This is a genomic window from Mycobacterium sp. GA-1199 (assembly GCF_001500045.1).
GTDB lineage: Bacteria > Actinomycetota > Actinomycetes > Mycobacteriales > Mycobacteriaceae > Mycobacterium.
This window is the reverse complement of sequence record NZ_LQIX01000001.1, coordinates 161766-181985: the sequence shown is the minus strand read 5'-3', so window position 1 is coordinate 181985 and position 20220 is coordinate 161766. Positions and strand designations below refer to the sequence as shown.

Here is a 20220-nt window from a genome sequence, read left to right as displayed (position 1 = left end):
GATCATTGCTTTCGGGCACTGTACACAACAAACCGCTGCCAGACACGCAACAAACAGAAATTGTTTGCAGCAGATACCGTCTCTACCGTTGATTCATGACGTTCCTCGGTGTCGCTGCGACCTCCCGGGCCGGTCGCCGCCGCCGGCGTGACGCCCGAGTGCGCCACTACGTCATGACACCGCCGACGTACTTCGCCGTCGAGTACTCGATCAACCCGTGGATGGACATCGAGGCGCCCGTCGACACCGCTCTGGCCCTGGCTCAGTGGGAGAGATTGCGGCGCACATATCAGGAACTCGGGCACGTCGTCGACCTCGTCGAGCCCATCCCGGGTCTGCCTGACATGGTGTACGCCGCCAACGGCGGCCTGATGGTCGGCAGTACAGCGGTGGCCGCGAAATTCGCCTACCCTCAGCGCGCGGGCGAAGCAGCCGCGTACGGCGCTTGGATGGGCAGTCACGGATACGAACCCGTGCAGACGCGCCACACCAACGAAGGCCAGGGCGACCTGCTCGCCGCGGGTGCGATCCTGTTGGCCGGATACGGGTTTCGGACCGATCGCCGTGCGCACGGAGAGATCGCGCAGTTGGTCGGCCGGCCGACCTACAGCTTCGAATTGGTCGACCCGCGGTTCTACCATCTCGACACCGCCCTTGCGGTGCTCGACGACACGACGGTCGCGTATTACCCGCCGGCGTTCAGCAACGCCTCGCGGGTGAGCCTGCGGACGCTGTTCCCCGACGCGATCGAGGTGGCGAGCTCCGATGCCTACGTCTTCGGCCTCAACGTGGCGTCCGACGGGTGCAATGTCGTGCTGCCGGCCGCGGCGACCGGCTTCGCCGCCCAACTGCGCGACGCGGGATTCAACCCCGTCGGCGTCGACCTCTCCGAGCTGCTCAAGGGCGGCGGTTCCGTCAAATGCTGCACGTTGGAGGTACATTCGTGACCACGCTGGAAGCGGCGGGTGCCGCAATCGCGATCGACGACCACTGTGTGGCGCACAACTATGCACCGCTTCCCGTCGTCGCAGCGAGCGCCGAGGGCGCGTGGATCACCGATGTTCAGGGCCGCCGCTACCTGGACTGCCTGGCCGCATACTCGGCGGTCAACTTCGGCCACCGCAATCCCGAGATCACCGCGGCCGCGCACACCCAACTGGACACCGTGACGTTGGTCAGCCGCGCGTTCCACTCCGACCGGCTCGCGCCGTTCTGCGCGGCGCTGACCGAGCTCTGCGGCAAGGACATGGTGCTGCCGATGAACAGCGGTGCCGAAGCGGTCGAGACCGCGATCAAGGTGGCCCGCAAATGGGGTACCGATGTCAAGGGCGTTCCCACCGGTGCCGCGAATATCGTCGTGGCGCACAACAACTTTCACGGTCGTACGACGACGATCGTCAGCTTCTCCGACGACGAGACCGCCCGCCGCGGTTTCGGACCCTACACCCCCGGATTTCGCGCTGCGCCGTTCGGTGATGCCGACGCCTTCGCCGAGGCGATCGACGACAACACCGTCGCGGTATTGGTCGAACCGATCCAGGGTGAGGCGGGAATCATCGTTCCGCCCGACGACTTCCTGCCGCGGCTTCGCGCGTTGTGCACGCAGCACAACGTGTTGTTGATCGTCGACGAGATTCAGTCCGGGCTCGCCCGAACCGGGAAGACGTTCGCCTGCGAGCACTGGGGCGTTGTTCCCGATGTCTACCTACTCGGAAAGGCTCTCGGCGGAGGGGTGATGCCGTTGTCGGCGGTGGTGGCCGACTCCGGGATCCTCGGCGTGCTGCATCCGGGCGAACACGGATCCACCTTCGGCGGGAATCCGCTGGCTGCCGCCATCGGCTCGACCGTGGTGGCGATGCTACAGCGTGGCGAATTCCAATGCCGCTCAGCTCAACTCGGTGGGCACATGCACCGACGGCTGGGGTCGCTCGTAGGTCACGGCGTCGTGGCGGTCCGCGGCAAGGGGCTGTGGGCCGGCGTCGACATCGATCCGGCGTTGGGCACCGCCAAACAGGTCAGCCTGCGCCTGGCGCGGCGCGGGGTCCTCGTCAAGGACACCCACGGTTCGACCCTGAGATTCGCTCCCCCGCTGGTGATCACCGAGCACGAGATCGACTGGGCCATCGATCAGTTCGCCGCAGTCCTGGCCGGCTAGCCTTCCGCGCGCGAAAGGTCAGTGTTTCATCGCGCCGCGGTCGACGGCGATCTGGCTGCCGGAGAGCGTCTTCGAGCCGTCACCGGCGAGCCACGCGACGACGTCGGCCACTTCCTCGGGTTCCATGAACCCCTGCAGACCCTTGTTCTCCTCATCCAGCGGGTTATAGGGCATCGGCGCGAAGCTGTGCAGATAACTCGGGTGCTTGGCGAAGATCGCCATCATCGCGTCTTTCTCGACCATCGGCGTCTCGATGGAGTAGGGATGGATCGAGTTCACTCGGATTCCGAACTCACCGGCCTCGATGGCAAGCGAGTTGGTGAGCGCGGTCAGACCATGCTTGGACGCCGCGTAATGCGCGTTGCCGGGTGTCGCCTTCAGCCCGGCCGACGAGCTGACGATGATGACCGATCCGCCGTGACCCGCGGCGATCATCGCGGGCAGCGCCGCTCGGATGGTGCGCCACGTCCCGTTCAGGTTGACGTCGATGACGGTGTCCCACTGCTCTTCCGACATCTCCCAGATGCGGCCCCAGCTGAGCACACCGGCGTTGGCGACCAGGATGTCGAGCCGGCCAAACTGCTCGACGCCGTCGGCCACCACTTGTTGCAGCGCGGCCAGGTCCCGGATGTCGACCTCGCGGGCAAGCACTTTGCGCCCCGTCGCCTCGACCGCGCGCACCGTCTCGGCCAGTTCCTCAGATGTCGCCATCGGGTAGGTGATGGTCTCCGATATCGGGGCACAGATGTCGATCGCGATGATGTCGGCGCCCTCGCCGGCAAGTCGGACCGCGTGCGCCCGACCCTGGCCGCGCGCGGCTCCGGTGATGAATGCCACTCGGCCTTCCAGTGGTCGGTTGATCGCCGTCACCGCTGCTCCTTCCGGGGAACCCGCCCCACCGCGAGCGACCGTGTCTGTACACGACACACCGCCCCGGCGCGGACATCCGCGGTCGCTCGCCGGAGGTGAGAGCCTGCGGACAGGCTAACAGCCCAGTTGAAACGTGTTCTTGAGCGGTTGGGTGCGGTCAGAGGTCAGCGATTATCTGCTGACGCTTCTTCGTGTATTCGTCTTCGGAGATGGACCCCATCGCGCGCAACGTCTCGAGTTCCTGCAGGCGCTGCGCGGTCGACGGTTGAGGCGGTGCGATGGAGGCGGCCGCCGTCGGCGCGGCCGGAGGGGGCGACGGCACCGCGCCGGCCGGTGCCTGGTGAGCGGCTGCGCGGCGTACTACTTCCTGAACCTGTTGGCGGGCAGCGGGATTCGATCTCAGGTCGATCATGTTGTTGAGGGCGATGTTATTGGCCTTGAGAATCTGCAGTATTTCCATCAGCGGCTCGGCCTGGCCCGTCAGGTCGTATGTTCTGTTGTCCTCGGCGATGGTGAAGGTCGCGGGCATCATCCCGCTGACCAAGCCGCTTCGCTCCCAATCGATCTGATACTCGCTTGTCATCGGGTCGACCAGCGCGACCAGCTTTCGGTTGGTGATCATCGGCAGCCTCGAAATCGAGGCGATGACGCGGTCCTGGCTGGCGAACGGCGCGATACCGGGTCCGGAGATCTGCAGGTCCAGCTTCACCAACGGTTGTTCGTTGATACGCGTTCCGGTTTCGTGAATACCGGTGACTTGGGCTAGCGCCAGCACTCCGGTCTGCTCGAGCGCGGCGGTCCTGGCAGCCGACCGGGCTCCTCCCGCGGTGATCGCCAGCGCGATCAGCACATCAGCGGCGGTGATCAGCAGCCCCGTCCAGAACATCCACTTCAGCAGCGGGTCGCCACCCGTGGCGAAGTAGACCACCAGGAAGATCGGTCCGACGATCCCGCACAGCAGCACGAAGGCTTGGACCTTGATGTAACGCCACAACATCGCCTGCCACGCTCCCGTCGTCCGTGATCTGCGTGTCAGATTAACGCCAAATCACCGCTTGCGAGCCGTATCGTCGGGCGATGGCGTCGGGAGCAGACACCCGGTCGCGATGGACCATGGCCGCGGTCGCGATGGCGCTGTTCTGTGTGCAGATCGACTATTTCGCGATGAATCTCGCCCTCCCCAGAATGGCCGTCGAGTTCGGCACCGACACAGCGGAACTGCAATGGATCATCAGTGTGTACATGCTCGCGCTGGGTGCCTTCATGGTGCCCGCGGGGCGTATCGGTGACATCTTCGGCCGCCGCCGGGCGCTGCTGGCAGGCGTGGCGTTGTTTGGCGCGGCTTCCGTGGCCTGCGCGCTGGCACCGTCGCCGGGCGTGCTGATCGCCTTCAGGGCGGTGCAAGGAATCGGCGCAGCCTTGATCTTTCCCGCGTCGATCAGCGTGCTGACCAACGCCTACGAGACTGCCAGGGCCGGCAGAGCTATCGGATTGGCCTATGGCATAGCGGCTTTGGGGAATGCCGCGGGTCCACTCATCGGCGGGGTGTTCACCGACACCGTCGGCTGGCGGTGGATCTTCTGGCTGAATCTGCCGCTGACGCTGGTGTCGCTCGTGATCGGGGCGAGGGTCATCACCGAATCATTCGATGAGTCGGCGCCACGGCGCATCGACGTGGCGGGACTGGCGCTCATCAGCACCGGAATCGGATTGTTCACGTTGACGTTTGACCGCGCGCCCGGCTGGGGCTGGCTTTCGGTGACGACGATGATCGCGCTCGCCGGATCACTGCTTGCGCTCGCCGCGTTCGTCGTCGTCGAAAACAGAGTTCGGTGGCCGCTGGTGGATCTGTCGCTCGCGCGCAACGCAAAATTCACGATCCTGGTGATGGCCGGCGCTGTCGCGAACATCGCGTACGCGGTAACCATCTTCTTGTCCACGCTGTCCCTACAGGAGGTCCGTGGACTCGATCCGTTGACCGCGGGACTGATCTTCCTCGGCCCGTCGGCGGGTGCGGCCATCGGCGGTGTGCTGGCCGGCCGGCTCGCCGCCCGTCGTGCACCGGTATTGGTGATGGGTGCGACGACGATCGTCGCCGCCCTGAGCCTCTGTGCACTCGCTGGACTCCGCGGGTGGACGCTGAACCTGCTCGCGCTCAGCGCATGTGGCCTGACGCTCGGTCTGGTCTATGCCTTCACGACTGTCGCGACGCAGGCGGTGGTGCGTCCTGAGCGGGCCGGAGAGGCGGCCGGGGTCACATTGACGGTGTTGGTGTCGCTGGCCGGTGTCGGCGTGGCGGTATCGTCGACCGTACTGGAAGTGCTGCAGCGCAACGGGATACCAACTGCGCGTGCCATCGACACCATAATTGCCGTGCTCGGCGTGCTTCTCCTGGCGGCGGGCACGGTCGTGTTGTGGACCGCCCGGCGATCGGTTACTCGCTCGGCGCCGTCGCCGCCATCGGCGTCGCAGCGGCCAGCGGGATGACCGGAAGCGCCTCGGCCACCTCGGGGGTGACGGGGCCGGGGCCGATGAGTTGATACAGCGGCGAAGTCCAGCGGTATCCACCCGAGGACTTCGTGTAGCTGGTGTGGATGATTGTCGAGGCCGTCGACACTTCTTCGGCGTCGGGGTCGTAGTCGCAGACCGCATCGCCGAGCTCACACACGCTGATCGTGCGTGCGCCGATGGCCGGCGGGAGCGGCTTGGGTGCGTGCGCGAGAATCGGCCAGTCCTGTGCAACCCCCTTGCCGGCGCCCGGGACGCTGGTGACCGAGCCGATGTTGATGGTCGGGTCGGCGGGCAGGCGGTCGCCATCGGCGATCAGCAACGCGGCCACCACGTTCGGATTCGTGCCGGCGGCGTGCAGATTGCGGTGCACCACCATCGCGCCCTGCGAATACCCGGCGAGCACCACCTTCGACTCGGGGCAACGTTGAGTGAACGCCGTGTACTGCGACTCGAGTGCGGCTGCGCCGGTGTCGACGCTGCCCATGAAGCCCATCCATTCCCCGACACCGCCGTCGTCATCGGGCACCGGCACAGCGGGATATTCGACAGCCTCGGCCGTCATCGTGCGGCCGTCGGCGGTCACCAGCTGCTGCACGTCGAGGTAGGACTGGTAGATGTCGTCGCCCATTCCGGCGTTCGAGCTCAGGTCGCCGTCCCGCTGTCCCGACCCCGCGGCGCCGAACCAGTGCACATCGGGGCAGCCGGGTGCGGCCTGAGCCGAAGCGGTGGAAAGCCCCGCGAATGCGGCACCCGCGATCGCGGCGGCGCTGGCGAACGTGGTGAGACGACCGAACATGAACCCTTACCCTTCTCCGCCCCGACCAGGGCATACGCGAAATACATCGTCGAGGCGTCCACCGGCGTTACTCCCCACATTCGCGAGATGTACACCAGGGTCGCGGTCGTCGAAGAATCGCAGCCCTCTTGTACGTCTCGCGAAGCACACAGACGAAAGCGGCGCCCACCGGAAAGGTGAGCGCCGCTTCGCAGCAGTCGAAAACTACTTGACGATCTTGGTGACCCGGCCGGCGCCGACGGTACGACCGCCCTCGCGAATTGCGAAGCGCAGACCCTCGTCCATGGCGACGGGCTGAATCAGCTTGACGGAGATGTCGGTGTTGTCACCGGGCATCACCATCTCGGTGCCCTCCGGCAACGTCACCACGCCGGTCACGTCCGTGGTACGGAAGTAGAACTGCGGACGGTAGTTGTTGAAGAACGGCGTGTGACGACCGCCCTCGTCCTTGGACAGGATGTAGACCTGGCCCTCGAACTCGGTGTGCGGCGTCGTGGTGCCGGGCTTCACGACGACCTGACCGCGCTCGACGTCCTCACGCTTGATGCCGCGCAGCAGCAGACCGACGTTGTCGCCGGCCTGGCCCTGGTCGAGCAGCTTGCGGAACATCTCGACACCGGTGACCGTGGTCTTGGTGGTGTCGGGGCGGATGCCGACGATCTCGACTTCCTCGTTCACGTTGATCACACCACGCTCGACGCGACCGGTGACCACGGTGCCGCGGCCGGTGATGGTGAAGACGTCCTCGACGGGCATCAGGAACGGCTTGTCGGTCTCGCGGACGGGGTCCGGGATCGACTCGTCGACGGCCTCCATGAGCTCCTCGACCGACTTGACCCACTTCTCGTCGCCCTCGAGGGCCTTGAGCGCCGACACGCGGATGACCGGGGCGTCCTCGTCGAAGTCCTGGGCGGCCAGCAGTTCGCGGACCTCCATCTCGACGAGCTCGATGAGCTCCTCGTCGTCGACCGCGTCGGCCTTGTTCAGCGCAACCAGGATGTAGGGCACGCCAACCTGACGGGCGAGCAGCACGTGCTCACGCGTCTGCGGCATCGGGCCGTCGGTCGCCGCGACCACCAGGATCGCGCCGTCCATCTGGGCGGCGCCGGTGATCATGTTCTTGATGTAGTCGGCGTGACCGGGGGCGTCGACGTGCGCGTAGTGGCGCTTGTCGGTCTGGTACTCCACGTGGGAGATGTTGATCGTGATGCCGCGCTGACGCTCCTCAGGCGCATTGTCGATCTGGTCGAATGCGCGCGACTCGTTCAACTCCGGGAACTTGTCGTGCAGCACCTTGGTGATTGCTGCGGTCAGCGTCGTCTTGCCGTGGTCAACGTGACCGATGGTCCCGATGTTGACGTGCGGCTTCGTCCGCTCGAACTTCGCCTTCGCCACTGTGTGGTCCTCCTGGACTGTTAGTGCTTGTCTAAAGCAGTGTTGATCTTTGCAGTTGTTTCTCGCCGCGGAGCAACCGGGGTTACTGCCCGGTCGCCTTCGCGATGATCTCCTTCGACACGGCCGCCGGAACTTCGGCGTACGAGTCGAACACCATGGAGTAGTTAGCCCGGCCCTGGGTCTTCGACCGAAGGTCACCGACGTAGCCGAACATCTCCGACAGCGGTACCAGCGCCTTGACGACGCGGGCACCCGATCGCTCCTCCATGGCCTGGATCTGACCACGGCGGGAGTTCAGGTCACCGATCACGTCACCCATGTAGTCCTCGGGTGTGGTCACTTCGACCGCCATGATCGGCTCGAGGATCACCGGCTGCGCAGCCTGTGCCGCTTTCTTCAGCACCTGCGAGCCAGCGACCTTGAAGGCCATTTCCGACGAGTCCACCTCGTGGTAGGCGCCGTCGAGCAGCGTCACCTTGAGGTTGACCAGCGGGTAGCCGGCCAGCACGCCGTACTGCATGGCGTCCTGGGCGCCGGCGTCGACCGACGGAATGTACTCGCGAGGGATACGGCCACCGGTGACCTTGTTCTCGAACTCGTAGGTCGCCCCGTCCTCGCCGGTGAACGGCTCGAGGTCGATGATGACCTTCGCGAACTGGCCCGAACCACCCGTCTGCTTCTTGTGGGTGAACTCGACCTTCTCGACCTTGCGCTTGATGGTCTCGCGGTAGGCCACCTGGGGCTTGCCCACATTGGCCTCGACCTTGAACTCGCGCTTCATCCGGTCGACGAGGATGTCGAGGTGAAGCTCGCCCATACCGCCGATGACGGTCTGGCCGGTCTCCTGGTCCAGGTGGACCTTGAACGTCGGATCCTCTTCGGCCAGCTTCTGGATCGCCGTGCCGAGCTTCTCCTGGTCGCTCTTGGTCTTGGGCTCGATGGCCACCTCGATGACCGGGTCCGGGAACGTCATGGACTCGAGCACGATCTGCTCGTTGGCGTCGGACAGGGTGTCCCCGGTCGTGGTGTCCTTCAGGCCGATGACCGCGTAGATGTGGCCCGCACTCGCCCTTTCTACGGGGTTCTCCTTGTTGGCGTGCATCTGGAACAGCTTGCCCAGCCGCTCCTTCTTGCCCTTGGTGGAGTTGATGACCTGCGAACCGGACTCGACGGTCCCGGAGTAGACGCGGACGTAGGTCAGCTTGCCGAAGAACGGGTGCACCGCGATCTTGAACGCCAGGGCCGAGAACGGCTCGTCTGTCGACGGCTTGCGGCTGATGGCCTCGTCCTCTTTGCCCGGCACGTGACCCTGCACGGACTCCACGTCCAGCGGGGACGGCAGGTAGTCGATGACCGCGTCGAGCATGGGCTGCACGCCCTTGTTCTTGAACGCGCTGCCACACAGGACCGGGTACAGCTCCGAGCTGACGGTCAGCTTGCGGATCGCCGCCTTGATCTCGGCGACCGAGAGCTCCTCGCCGCCGACGTACTTGTCCAGCAGCGCCTCGTCTGTCTCGGCGACGGCCTCGAGCAGCTTGGTGCGGTACTCCTCGGCCTTCTCGGCGAGCTCGGCCGGAATGTCTTCGACCTCGTACTTCTCGCCGAGGGCGGTTTCACCGCGCCACACCTTGGCCTTCATCTCGACCAGGTCGACGACGCCGATGAAGTCGTTCTCGGCGCCGATCGGCAACTGGATCACCAGCGGCGTCGCCCCGAGGCGCTCCTCGATGGTGCGCACCGTGAAGTAGAAGTCGGCGCCCAGCTTGTCCATCTTGTTGACGAAGCAGATGCGCGGAACGTCGTACTTGTCGGCCTGCCGCCAGACCTGCTCGGACTGCGGCTCCACGCCTTCTTTACCGTCGAACACCGCAACGGCACCGTCGAGCACACGCAGGCTGCGCTCCACCTCGACGGTGAAGTCGACGTGGCCCGGGGTGTCGATGATGTTGATCTGGTTGTCATTCCAGAAACAGGTGACAGCCGCGGAGGTGATGGTGATACCGCGCTCCTGCTCCTGTTCCATCCAGTCGGTGGTTGAAGCGCCGTCGTGCGTCTCACCGATCTTGTAGTTGACACCGGTGTAGTACAGGATGCGTTCGGTCGTCGTGGTCTTACCGGCATCGATGTGCGCCATGATGCCGATGTTGCGGACCTTGTTCAGGTCGGTTAGCACGTCCTTCTGTGCCACAGAAGTCTTCTCTTTCGCTTGGTAGTTGCTGTTGTCATTTCGCCCCGGCGACACCGCTCTGTGCCATTTCGTCGCTCGCGACTCCGGGGCGTCACATCACCAGCGGTAGTGCGCGAACGCGCGGTTTGCCTCGGCCATCTTGTGGGTGTCCTCACGCCGCTTCACGGCGGCACCCAGACCATTGCTGGCGTCGAGGATCTCGTTGGCCAGGCGCTCGACCATGGTCTTCTCACGACGGGCCTTGGAGAAGCTGACCAGCCAGCGAAGTGCCAGTGTGACCGAGCGATCCGGACGCACCTCCACGGGAACCTGATAGGTGGCGCCACCGACGCGACGGCTGCGAACCTCGAGTGCCGGCTTGACGTTGTCCAGAGCGCGCTTGAGGGTGACCACCGGATCGGTGCCGGTCTTGTCGCGGGCCTGTTCGAGCGCACCATAGACAATGCGCTCGGCCAACGATTTCTTCCCGTCCATCAGAACCTTGTTGACCAGCTGGGTCACCAGCTGCGACCCGTACACCGGATCGTTGACCAACGGACGCTTGGGCGCCGGTCCCTTGCGCGGCATCAGCTCTTCTCCTTCTTGGCGCCGTAGCGGCTGCGCGCCTGCTTGCGGTTCTTCACGCCCTGGGTGTCCAGCGAGCCGCGAATGATCTTGTAGCGCACGCCGGGCAGGTCCTTCACACGGCCGCCGCGCACCAGCACCATCGAGTGCTCCTGCAGGTTGTGTCCCTCGCCCGGGATGTAGGCGGTGACCTCGACCGCGCTGGTCAGCTTGACGCGCGCGACCTTCCGAAGCGCCGAGTTCGGCTTCTTCGGGGTGGTCGTGTACACGCGGGTGCACACTCCGCGGCGCTGCGGGCTGCCCTTGAGGGCCGCGGTCTTCGCCTTGGCGGGCTTGTCGTGGCGACCCTTGCGGACCAGCTGCTGGATGGTTGGCATCTACCGGCTTTCTGTGTTGCTGCTTTTTAGTTCTGGTCAAGTCTGTGTACTGCGCTTTTGTCCCGGACACGTACCCCGCGACCGGGTGTGTCGCACGCGCCCGCCCGAAGCAAGTCGAAGGCAACTTGAAGGCATTGCCTCAATTCTCGGAGCATGGCGACATGCGAATTGGCCCGGCGTGCAGGCACGCTTAGCAGGTCCATTTCGTCCACGCACCCGCGAAGCGCCTTATCTGCCAGGCACGATCGTCCACAATACCAGCACAGGGGCAGCGCTCCAAACCCGCGCTCCGCGCCCTAACCGCAGGTCAGATCGCCTTCTCCGAAGGCCGCGGAGTGTATGGCTAACGACGGTCCATCCCGGAGGCCAGCCGCATCACCATGTCGCTGTATACCGCGTCGGTGTCGATACCGTCCATCGCCCCGGTCATCTCCAGCAGGACGAAACCGTGCATGGCCGACCAGAACTCCAACGCCGCATAGAACGCGTTCTCACCCTCGAGTCCGTAGGAACCCAGGACCGCGATGACCGGCGCGGCGGCGGCCCGGGTGGCTTCGGTGAACTCGGGGTCATCACCACCCAGCGGCATCCGGGTGAAAGCCGAATACCGTCCCGGATGGTGATGCGCATAACTGCGGTAGGCGCTGGCCATCGCGGTGACCGCGTCGTCGCGGGTGCGGCCCTCTGCGACGTTGGTGAGCATTCCGATGATGTCGCCGACGACGCGCATCCGCACTGTTCGGCGCAGGTCCTCGAGGCTGTTGACGTGGTTGTACAGCGAGGGACCCTTGGTGCCGAGCTGGGTGGCGAGCGCGTTGATGGTCAGCGCGTCCCAGCCTTCGCGATCCAGGAATGTCAGCGCGGCGTTGACGATCGTCTCGCGGCTGAGCCGGGGGACTCTCCTGGCCGAGGTACCCGGGGGTTGTGCCATGCGCGCTTCGCCCCCCTGCCGTCTCGTCTGCCCTTGTTGATACCCGGAGAAAACTAACACCTCTAGTTCACCCGCAGTCAGTTGACGCGCTCCTGACTGAGCTCGGCGAGTTGTTCGGTGATCGAGCACAGATCGGGCAGCGTCGCGGGGTTCATCGTCTGGATGGACCACGTGATGACGTCGCCGCCCTTGGCCACATAGAAACTGCACGCATTTCCGTCGAACGCCTTGAAGCCTTTGTTGCCGTCGACGGACAGTTCGGTCAAGGTGCGGCCGGCCTGCTGTTCCAGCGACCGCTCGGTGTCCATATCGCTGCCGCGGTACCACCAGGTCGAGATCCCCATTCCCGCCCCGACGGTGCCGAACATCGTGTTCTCCTGCCAGAAGCAGCCTGCGTCGCTGACGACAGCCCTGGTGAACTCGTCTGACCCGGCGGCCGCCGCGATGTCGGTGTCGGTGATGCCGTTGCAGTCCCCGCTGCGGAACCCGGCGCCCGGGTTTGCGGTCGCCGGAGAGGTCGGCGCCTCGTCGGTCGATCCGCACGCTGTGAGCGCCGCGGCGCAAGCGGCGAGCGCGACGAACCGCCGATTCCAGCGGGCAAACACGGTCACATCTCCGACTTCAGGGTGGCCGAAAGGAGCTTCTGCGCTTCCTGGCACGGATCACCGGTGCGTTGATCGCGGAACTGCACCCACCAACTCAGCACCCCGGTGCCCGCGGCGGCGGTGACCGAGCAGGCCGCGCCGGTGATGTCCCGGCGGGCGACGAACGCCGGGTGGCGCTCGACCACGGTTTCGGTGATCGTTGCGCCGCGCCCGACGGCAAGCGCGCGTTCGCGATCGAGGCTTCCGGTCTGGAACCAGGAGAAGGTCGCGTCGATGATCACGTCGCCGCGGAACGACACGTACTGGCAGACCGCTCCGCTGTAGGGCCGCACGACGCTGTCGGCGCCCAAGATCTGCTGGACGGTGTCGTCGTCGAGCAGGGCGCAGCGGTCGTCGACGTAACCGTAGTTGCGTTCGGGATCGGGTACCGCGGGTGTGGCCCGCTGCGCGGTTCCGCTGACGGTCTCAGCACACCCCGCCACCGTCACCACCGCCACGACCGCCGCGACAGCAATCGGAAACCGCCAACGCATCGCTGCTCACGCTACCCAGCGCCACCGTTAATAGCGACTCGGGTGAACGTCTGTGGATCTCACCGGTCGCGTCGTACGCTTCCTCCATGATGTGGACAGCTGTGAGTCGGTCGCTTGCGGCATCGGCCGTGGCGTTTCCGCTGATTCTCGCCGCCCCCGTGGCGCAGGCGGAACCGGTGGTCTGCAATCCGTTGGCGCGTGAGTGCGCCGATAACAGTGTCGTGGGTCGCCATCAGGGAACCGACACCACCATCACGGGTATCGGCGTCGTCGAGACGATCGACTGCGCCAACTCCACGCTGCTCGTCAACGGCGCCAACAACCAGATCACCACGCTGGGGACCTGTTGGGCAGTCACGATGCAGGGCAACGGCAATGTCGTCGTCGCCGACAACGTGATCAACGACATCACGGTCTACGGCTGGGATCAGACCGTGCTGTACAAGAACGGCAACCCGATCGTCTTGGACCGCGGCCGTGAATTGGGGATGACCAACCGCATCAACCGGGTACCCGCGTGAGCATGCGCGCCACATCCATCGCCTATCCGCTCATCGGTGCCACCGCCGCCGCGTTTCTGCTCGCGGGGTGCGGATCGGAAAGTTCGGACACCAACACCCCCACCGCGACCGCGGGCACGTCGGGCGCCCAGGTCGAGGTCGGCAACACGATCAACTACGGGTCCTTCGGCACGACCGCCGACATCGACTGCGCCGACGGCAAATCACTGAACATCGGCGGGTCGAACAACACCCTGACGGTGAAGGGCACCTGCGCGAACGTCAACATCGGCGGCGCCGACAACAAGGTCACCTTCGAGCGGGTCGACAAGGAGATCAGCGTCGTCGGCCTCAACAACACGGTGACGTACAGAGACGGCGATCCGAAGATCAACGACACCGGCAACAACAACAAGATCACCAAGGGCTGAAAACCCTTTCCCTCATTGGCGCGAGCCCTTGTTGCCACCCTCATTGGCGCGAGCGTCCGCGTTTGCTCCACGACACGCCGCGAATTCCCGGCACTTTGCGGTCGCTCGCGCCAGAGCGAGGGTCCGCAGACTGCCGCTAGGCGTTGGCGCCGTGCCTGCCCGCACCGGCCGCGAAACGGGCTGCCCCCTCCAGGGATTCGGCGGCGACGCGCGACATGCTGCCGAACTCGAAGTCCATCGCCTCGGGCTCCGAGCGGCCCCACTGGTTGAGCGCCGACAGGCGATCCGCGCGCATGCACTGCGGCGGCAGCGCGGCCAGTTCCGCGGCGAGTTCCTCGGCCCGCTGACGCGCTTCGCCCGTGGGCACCACCCGGTTGGCCAGACCCATCGCAAGGGCTTCGGTGGCATCGACGGCGCGACCAGTGAGGATGAGGTCCATCGCCCGGCTGTGCCCGATCAACCGCGGCAACCGAACGGTTCCACCATCGATGAGCGGCACCCCCCAGCGCCGGCAGAACACCCCCATGATCGCGTCCTCTTCGACGACCCGCAGATCGCACCACAACGCCAATTCCAGACCGCCGGCCACGGCGTAGCCGCTGACCGCCGCGATCACCGGTTTGGACAACACCATTCGACTGGGCCCCATCGGGCCGGGGCCGGCGCGGTGCACCGGGTTGGCATCGGGAGTCCCGAACGCCTTCAAATCGGCTCCGGCGCAGAAGGTTCCGTTGTCGCCCCACAACACCGCGACGGCGGCCGACTCGTCCTTGTCGAACTCGTCGAAGGCGGCGTACAACTCCGCGGCGGCCGGGCCGTTGACGGCGTTGCGCGCCTCCGGACGATTCATGATCACCGTCGTCACGGCACCGTTCTTCTCGACCCGCACTCCGCCCGTCATCTCGCCTCCATCAATTGGTCACGTCGCGTTTGCGACAATCCGGTGCTGTCGCGCCGCGCAGACAACTCCGCGGCGAAGTCGTTGTAGGCCTGGCGAAGCGCAGTGCCCGGCCAGTCGTCGGGCAGCAGTTCCTCCGGCAGCACCGGATCGGTGAGCAGGTGGCGCACGATGGCGGCCGCTGCGACGAATCGATCGGGAACGTCTGGCGCCGAACCGATTTCGTCGAGCAACAACCCTCCCTCCCGCGCCCACGCCGACAGGTCCCACAGCAGGGAGACCAACGAGGCGGGTTCAGCGTCACGGGAAACCAACACCCGCACGCGACGCAATACCTCGGATGGCAGCGCCGTTTCCAGATTGTCCGGCCGAAGCCACACCCCCTCGCGCAGTTCGGCGAACCGGTTGTTCTGCAATATGTTTCGCATCCCGGCTCGCGAGCGGGGGTCGGAGCCGACGCTGGTGATCACCACCGTGGTCCAGTCGCCCCGCCACGGCCGCAGCCGGGGATTGATGGCCTCGTCCTGCCGTCGCTGCCGTGCCAGCAGGCGGTCGGACAACCGGTAGCCGTCCTCGGAACGAACCAGGTCACCGGCGCCGACCATCCGGGTCAGAGCGACCCGCACCGTCGACTCCCTGAGGCCGAAATCGGCTGTGAGCTTGACCAGTTCGCTCGCGGTGGCCCACGCCGGGTGCGCCCCGAGCAGGACGCTCAGCACGACGGAACGGGCCGTCATCCGAGACAGCGACTTCGGCATCAGACCTCGGACGCCCTGCGGCCGTGATCGCCGAACGGTTCGTCACGTTGGCGGACCGCTTCCCGGAATCCGTGTTCGCGCGACTGCGCGACGAATGCGTGCCCCTCGGGTGTGTGGCGGGCGATGCCGTCGAACACGGTCGAGACCATCGCGCTGTTGGCCGTCCCCTGTGAATACAGCGCGGAGTTCATCGCGAGCTTGACCATGATCAGCTGGTTGACCGGCACGCGGGCGATCCGCTCCACCAACCGTTCCGTGCGCGCGTCCAGGTCTTCGGGTGACGGCGCCTCGACCGCCAGACCCCACTCGGCGGCCTGTGCGCCGGTGATCGAATCACCGGTCAGCAGAAGGCGTTTGGCACGCTGATCGCCGAGGCGGTGTGCCCACATCCCGGCGGCGGGCACCCCCCACACGCGGGTCGGCGGGTAGCCGATCTTGGCGTCCGACGCGGCGATCACCTGATCGGCATGCAGCGCGATGTCGGTGCCGCCGGCCACGCAGTAGCCGTGGATCTTCACCACTGTCGGCTTGTCGCAGTGCATCAGGCTGGAGAAGCCGCGGACGAACCGGCTCATCATTTGGTAGTCGATCATCGGATCCCATGGCTGATTCGGCAGGTGGTTGACAGCCTGCGTTCTGCCCGACAGCACGGTGTCGCGATAGGGGCTACCGCCACCGGCCGATGACGATCCCTCGGCATAGGCGGACAGATCGAATCCGGCGCAGAAACCTTCGCCCCGACCGGAAACCAGGATCACGTGCACGTTCGGGTCGAGGTCGGCACGTTCGACGAGCGCGGACAATTCCAGCGGCGTGTCCGCGACGATGGCGTTGCCCTTCTCCGGCCGGTTGAACGTGATGCGGGCAACCCGGTCGGTGACCTCGTAGGTCATCGTTGTGAGGTTGTCGAAGTCGACCGGCCTGATCGCGTGGGTCATCCGTTGTCGGTCCTGCCCGCGTCCGGAGCCTTGACCAACGCGCGTTCGATGATCGGCGCGAGATCGAGTCCGGTGGGCAGGGTTCCGAACGCGCCGCCCCAGGCGCCGCCCATGCGGGTGGCCAGGAACGCCTCGGCGACGGCGGGATGCCCGTGGCGCACCAACAGCGAACCCTGCAGCGCGAGGCTGATGTCCTCGGCGACCTTGCGGGCGCGGTACCGGATGGTCTCGAGGTCACCCAGGGCGGGCCGCAACGCGCCCACAAACGCATCCAGTCGCGCATCTACACCCGCAGTCCGAGCGAGTTCGTCGAACAGCACGTCGACGCACTCGGGGCGAGTCGCCATGGCCCGCAACGTGTCCAATGCGCTGACGTTGCCCGACCCCTCCCAGATGCCCATCAGCGGCGCTTCCCGGTACAGCCGCGGCATGCCCGATTCCTCGACGTAGCCGTTGCCGCCCAGGCACTCCATCGCCTCGGCCGCGTGCGGGGTGGCGCGTTTGCACACCCAGTACTTACCGGCCGCCAGGCCGATGCGCCGCAGCAGGGTCTCGCGGGTGTCGCCGCGCACCGCAGCATCGGTCGCGCCGGCCATGCGCATAGCGAGGATCGTGGCCGCCTCGGCCTCGACCGCGAGATCGGCCAGCACGTTGCGCATCAGCGGCTGATCGATCAGATACTCGCCGAACGCCTTTCGGTGCTGGGTGTGATGGATGGCGCGGGCGAGCCCGTTGCGCATGCTGGTCGCACTGCCGAGTGTGCAGTCCAACCGTGTCAAGTTGACCATCTCGATGATGGTCGGGACGCCGCGGCCTTCTTCGCCGACGAGCCACGCGACGGCGCCGTCGTATTCCACCTCAGACGACGCGTTGGCGTGGTTGCCGAGCTTGTCCTTCAGCCGCTGCAGGAACATTCGGTTGCGGCTGCCGTCGGGCAGAACTCGCGGCAGCAGGAAACACGACAGCCCGCCGGGCGCCTGCGCGAGCACCAGGAAGATGTCGCACATCGGCGCCGAGGTGAACCACTTGTGGCCGCGCAGTGAGTAACTGCCGTCGCCGTTGGGGGTCGCCTCGGTCGTGCCCGCGCGCACATCGGACCCGCCCTGCTTCTCGGTCATCGACATGCCTGCGGTGATGCCGGCCTTGCTGGTGGGCACCTTCAGCTCGGGGTCGTACTCGCGACTGACCAGCAGCGGCTCGTACACCGCCGCCAGTTCGGGGTTGTGCCGCAGTGCCGGCACCACGGCGTAGGTCATCGAGATCGGACACATGTGACCGGGTTCGGGGGTCCACACCGAGGTCTTCGCGGCGCGCACGACGTGGGCGCCGGGCCGGTCGTCAGCCCACGGCGCAGCATGCAGGCCGTGCTTGACGGCCACCGTCATCAGCGCGTGGTAGGCGGGGTCGTACTCGACCTCGTCGACGCGGTGGCCGTAGCGGTCGTGGGTGCGCAGGATCGGCCGGTTGCGGTCGGCCAACTCACCCCATCGCTGGGCCTGCCGCGAACCCGACAGCGCCCCCAGCTCGGTGACCTCGTCGAGGCCCCATTCACCGCCCTCGCGGATCAGCGCCTCGGTGAGTACGGGCGAGGTCGACGGGTTGTAGTCCTCCAGCGGCGGGACCTGGTTGGTGACGACATGCGTATCGGCCATGCGACCACTATTACACTTTCACGAACAGCTGCACAACAGTCGTAACAACGGCGCGGAGTGGGTCAGCGGCTCTCTACTTCAGCGACGACGTCTCGCCGGCGCGGCTCAGGTTCGTCAACGGGTTCCGGCTCGGCGACAGGCTGGTATTCAACGGTCGGATTCGGCTCGGCCGCCACCGCGGGATCGTCCCGCCGGTCGTAGAGCGGAACCATCTCGCCCGAGCGGTCCGCCGAGCGCGACGCCCTCGCGCGACACCACCCCTCGTAGCGGTGGAGAACGACGATGACTGCGGCCGCCAGCGCCCAGCCGAGCAGGATGTCGATGACGTAGTGCTCGGCGGTGTACACCAGCGTGAAGGCCATCAGGAGCACATAGGCCACGAGCAGTGGACGCCACGCTTTGTGCACGCGACGCCAGAGGAAGGCCGCGATCGCCGCGGTCATGCCGGCGTGCAGGGACGGTATCGCCGCCACCAGGTTGACACTGGCCTGACCCGCATCGAGCAGTGCGCTGGCGGTGTGCATGTTCAGGTTGCCCCAGCCGCGGCCGACGATTCGCTCGATCCACGGGTTCGCCCCGTCCTGGCTGGATTGCATCGCCCCGAGCACACCACCGTCGGGAACTCCGCGCGCCGAGCGGAACATGCAGCGCGCGTAGGCCGGTCCGCCTTCGACGTCGGCCGGGGTGCAGCGAGCCGCGGCCCACGGCGGCGCGGCAGGCACCAGGGCGTAGATGACCAAGCCCGTGAAGTTCAAGCCGACGAACAGACGCACGAACGCCTTCCACTCCGCGCGGTCACGCAGCCACAGCACCGCGGCCACCACGTACGGCAGGATGAAAAACGACATGTAGACGCAGCTCAAGACCACTTCCCACCACGGAGGATGTCCCTGTTTGAGCTGCTCCTGAAGCCACACGGTCGGCACGGTGCCGAAGAAGAGCCAACGATCGGCCTCGACGGGCCACTCCCACAGCGTCGGTCGCCCGATCATGTCGGCGGCGCCACGGCTCAGGTCGTAGGCGATCAGTATCAACGCAAAAGGAAGCCAGTCGCGGATGACGTAGAGCATGCGGCGGACCTGACCGATGCTCGCGGCCAGCAGACCGGTGGCGATGTAGAGCAGCACGAGCTCGCGGTTGAACGCAAAACCTTCGGTGACCGTGCGAAACACGATGACCACAGCCCATATCGCGACGGCGGTCCGGCGCACGTACATGAGCCGGCGTTCCCGCGTCCGGGCTTCTTCGGGGGAGCGCTGCGACGCAACTGACGACTCGCCGACCGCAGACACTCCGTTGAATCTAGTTCACCCCACAGTTGCCGACCGTTCGACCGCGGTTCGGTTATCAGGTCGTGATGTGCTCGCGCAGGAAGGCGATGTCGTCTTTGCGGCCCTCGTCGGCGGTTTCGCAGATGACGGGTGCGCCGGCGGCCTGCACCACCGCGACCAGCAGCTGAGGATCGATCTGGCCGGTGCCGAAGTTGGCGTGCCGGTCGGCGCCCGAACCGGCGGCGTCGCGTGAGTCGTTGCAGTGCACCAGGTCGATGCGCCCGGTGATGGCCTTGATCCGGTCGACGGCGTCGATCAGCTTCTCCCCCGCGGCCCACGCGTGGCAGGTGTCCAGGCAGAAGCCGATGCCCTTGTCGCCGATGTGCTCCCACAACCGGGCGATGACGTCGAAGTGGCGCGCCATCGCGTGGTCGCCGCCCGCGGTGTTCTCCAGGTAGACGGGCACATCGGTTTCGAGGTAGTCCAGCGCCTTGACCCAGCGTTCGAAGCCGGCTTCCCAGTCCTTGTCGTCGGCGTGCCCACCGTGCACGATGACCGCCGTCGCGTTGATCTCCGACGCGGCGTCACAGGTGTCCTGCAGGATCTTGCGCGACGGGATTCGCACCCGGTTGTTGGCCGATGCGACATTGATCAGATACGGGGCATGCACGTACAGCGGGACGCTCGAAGCTTTGAGTACATCGGCGTCCTCGCGCGGTTTGGGTTTCTTCCAGCTCTGCGGATTGCCGAGGAAGAACTGCACCACGTCGGCGCCGTCTGCCTCCGCGGCGGCCAGGGGGTCGTCTCCGTGGACGTGCGAACCGATCAGCACGACGCCCAGTCTAGG

The 20220-nt window shown here is 66.0% G+C and carries 21 protein-coding genes; 5 read left to right on the top strand and 16 right to left on the bottom strand.

The window, feature by feature from the left end:
- The first annotated feature begins 95 nt into the window (after positions 1–95).
- A complete protein-coding gene (gene ddaH, locus AU198_RS00830; protein WP_064345578.1) occupies positions 96–947 on the top strand; it encodes a dimethylargininase in 852 nt (283 codons plus the stop codon).
- Positions 920–2155 (top strand): ornithine--oxo-acid transaminase, encoded by a 1236-nt coding sequence (gene rocD / locus AU198_RS00825; protein ID WP_064345577.1) that lies wholly within the window; start codon positions 920–922, stop codon positions 2153–2155. The genes ddaH and rocD overlap by 28 nt, the downstream gene beginning before the upstream one ends.
- A gap of 18 nt (positions 2156–2173) precedes the next feature.
- On the opposite strand, the gene AU198_RS00820 is transcribed toward rocD, so the two are convergent.
- Together AU198_RS00820 and AU198_RS00815 are read right to left on the bottom strand one after the other, a co-directional pair.
- Positions 2174–3025: a mycofactocin-coupled SDR family oxidoreductase gene (locus AU198_RS00820; protein WP_197415983.1), complete on the bottom strand. Its 852-nt coding sequence runs from the start codon at positions 3023–3025 to the stop codon at positions 2174–2176.
- 157 nt (positions 3026–3182) lie between these two features.
- Complete coding sequence (locus AU198_RS00815) at positions 3183–4022, bottom strand: SHOCT domain-containing protein (RefSeq protein ID WP_064345576.1); 840 nt, start codon at positions 4020–4022, stop codon at positions 3183–3185.
- A gap of 80 nt (positions 4023–4102) precedes the next feature.
- Between AU198_RS00815 and AU198_RS00810 the strand changes: the two genes are divergently transcribed.
- Entirely contained in the window at positions 4103–5512 is a 1410-nt protein-coding gene (locus AU198_RS00810; protein WP_231744532.1) for an MFS transporter, read from the top strand.
- Here AU198_RS00810 and AU198_RS00805 read toward each other — a convergent pair.
- From AU198_RS00805 to AU198_RS00770, 8 genes are all read right to left on the bottom strand, one after another.
- The gene (locus AU198_RS00805; protein WP_064345575.1) at positions 5460–6332 is read right to left on the bottom strand and encodes a cutinase family protein; all 873 of its coding nucleotides are present in this window, start codon (positions 6330–6332) and stop codon (positions 5460–5462) included. The genes AU198_RS00810 and AU198_RS00805 overlap by 53 nt on opposite strands.
- Before the next feature lie 204 nt (positions 6333–6536).
- Positions 6537–7727: an elongation factor Tu gene (gene tuf / locus AU198_RS00800; protein ID WP_064345574.1), complete on the bottom strand. Its 1191-nt coding sequence runs from the start codon at positions 7725–7727 to the stop codon at positions 6537–6539.
- A gap of 82 nt (positions 7728–7809) precedes the next feature.
- Positions 7810–9915, bottom strand: coding sequence for an elongation factor G (gene fusA / locus AU198_RS00795; RefSeq protein ID WP_082690832.1), 2106 nt, complete (start codon positions 9913–9915; stop codon positions 7810–7812).
- A 96-nt stretch (positions 9916–10011) separates the two neighbouring features.
- Complete coding sequence (gene rpsG / locus AU198_RS00790; protein WP_064345573.1) at positions 10012–10482, bottom strand: 30S ribosomal protein S7; 471 nt, start codon at positions 10480–10482, stop codon at positions 10012–10014.
- The gene (gene rpsL / locus AU198_RS00785) at positions 10482–10856 is read right to left on the bottom strand and encodes a 30S ribosomal protein S12 (protein WP_064345572.1); all 375 of its coding nucleotides are present in this window, start codon (positions 10854–10856) and stop codon (positions 10482–10484) included. Before rpsL ends, rpsG begins: the two co-directional genes overlap by 1 nt.
- Positions 10857–11199: 343 nt before the next feature.
- A complete protein-coding gene (locus AU198_RS00780; protein ID WP_064345571.1) occupies positions 11200–11787 on the bottom strand; it encodes a TetR/AcrR family transcriptional regulator in 588 nt (195 codons plus the stop codon).
- 77 nt (positions 11788–11864) lie between these two features.
- On the bottom strand, positions 11865–12392 hold the full coding sequence (locus AU198_RS00775) for a DUF3558 domain-containing protein (protein ID WP_064345977.1): 528 nt from the start codon (positions 12390–12392) through the stop codon (positions 11865–11867).
- Positions 12393–12394: 2 nt separating this feature from the next.
- The gene (locus AU198_RS00770; protein ID WP_064345570.1) at positions 12395–12925 is read right to left on the bottom strand and encodes a DUF3558 domain-containing protein; all 531 of its coding nucleotides are present in this window, start codon (positions 12923–12925) and stop codon (positions 12395–12397) included.
- 86 nt (positions 12926–13011) lie between these two features.
- Between AU198_RS00770 and AU198_RS00765 the strand changes: the two genes are divergently transcribed.
- Positions 13012–13446, top strand: a complete 435-nt coding sequence (locus AU198_RS00765) for a DUF3060 domain-containing protein (protein ID WP_064345569.1) — start codon at positions 13012–13014, stop codon at positions 13444–13446.
- A gap of 2 nt (positions 13447–13448) precedes the next feature.
- Positions 13449–13856 (top strand): DUF3060 domain-containing protein, encoded by a 408-nt coding sequence (locus AU198_RS00760; protein ID WP_064345568.1) that lies wholly within the window; start codon positions 13449–13451, stop codon positions 13854–13856.
- Positions 13857–13992: 136 nt separating this feature from the next.
- Here the strand turns inward: AU198_RS00760 and AU198_RS00755 are convergent, their stop codons facing one another.
- From AU198_RS00755 to AU198_RS00730, 6 genes are all read right to left on the bottom strand, one after another.
- Positions 13993–14757 (bottom strand): crotonase/enoyl-CoA hydratase family protein, encoded by a 765-nt coding sequence (locus AU198_RS00755; protein ID WP_197415982.1) that lies wholly within the window; start codon positions 14755–14757, stop codon positions 13993–13995.
- Positions 14754–15491: a PaaX family transcriptional regulator C-terminal domain-containing protein gene (locus tag AU198_RS00750; RefSeq protein WP_502689248.1), complete on the bottom strand. Its 738-nt coding sequence runs from the start codon at positions 15489–15491 to the stop codon at positions 14754–14756. The genes AU198_RS00755 and AU198_RS00750 overlap by 4 nt, the downstream gene beginning before the upstream one ends.
- A gap of 20 nt (positions 15492–15511) precedes the next feature.
- The gene (locus AU198_RS00745) at positions 15512–16450 is read right to left on the bottom strand and encodes a crotonase/enoyl-CoA hydratase family protein (RefSeq protein ID WP_064345566.1); all 939 of its coding nucleotides are present in this window, start codon (positions 16448–16450) and stop codon (positions 15512–15514) included.
- Entirely contained in the window at positions 16447–18102 is a 1656-nt protein-coding gene (locus tag AU198_RS00740; protein WP_064345565.1) for an acyl-CoA dehydrogenase family protein, read from the bottom strand. The genes AU198_RS00745 and AU198_RS00740 overlap by 4 nt, the downstream gene beginning before the upstream one ends.
- Positions 18103–18164: 62 nt before the next feature.
- Positions 18165–19394, bottom strand: a complete 1230-nt coding sequence (locus tag AU198_RS00735) for a phosphatase PAP2 family protein (RefSeq protein WP_064345564.1) — start codon at positions 19392–19394, stop codon at positions 18165–18167.
- A gap of 55 nt (positions 19395–19449) precedes the next feature.
- On the bottom strand, positions 19450–20205 hold the full coding sequence (locus AU198_RS00730; RefSeq protein ID WP_064345563.1) for a deoxyribonuclease IV: 756 nt from the start codon (positions 20203–20205) through the stop codon (positions 19450–19452).
- Between the last annotated feature and the right edge of the window lie 15 nt (positions 20206–20220).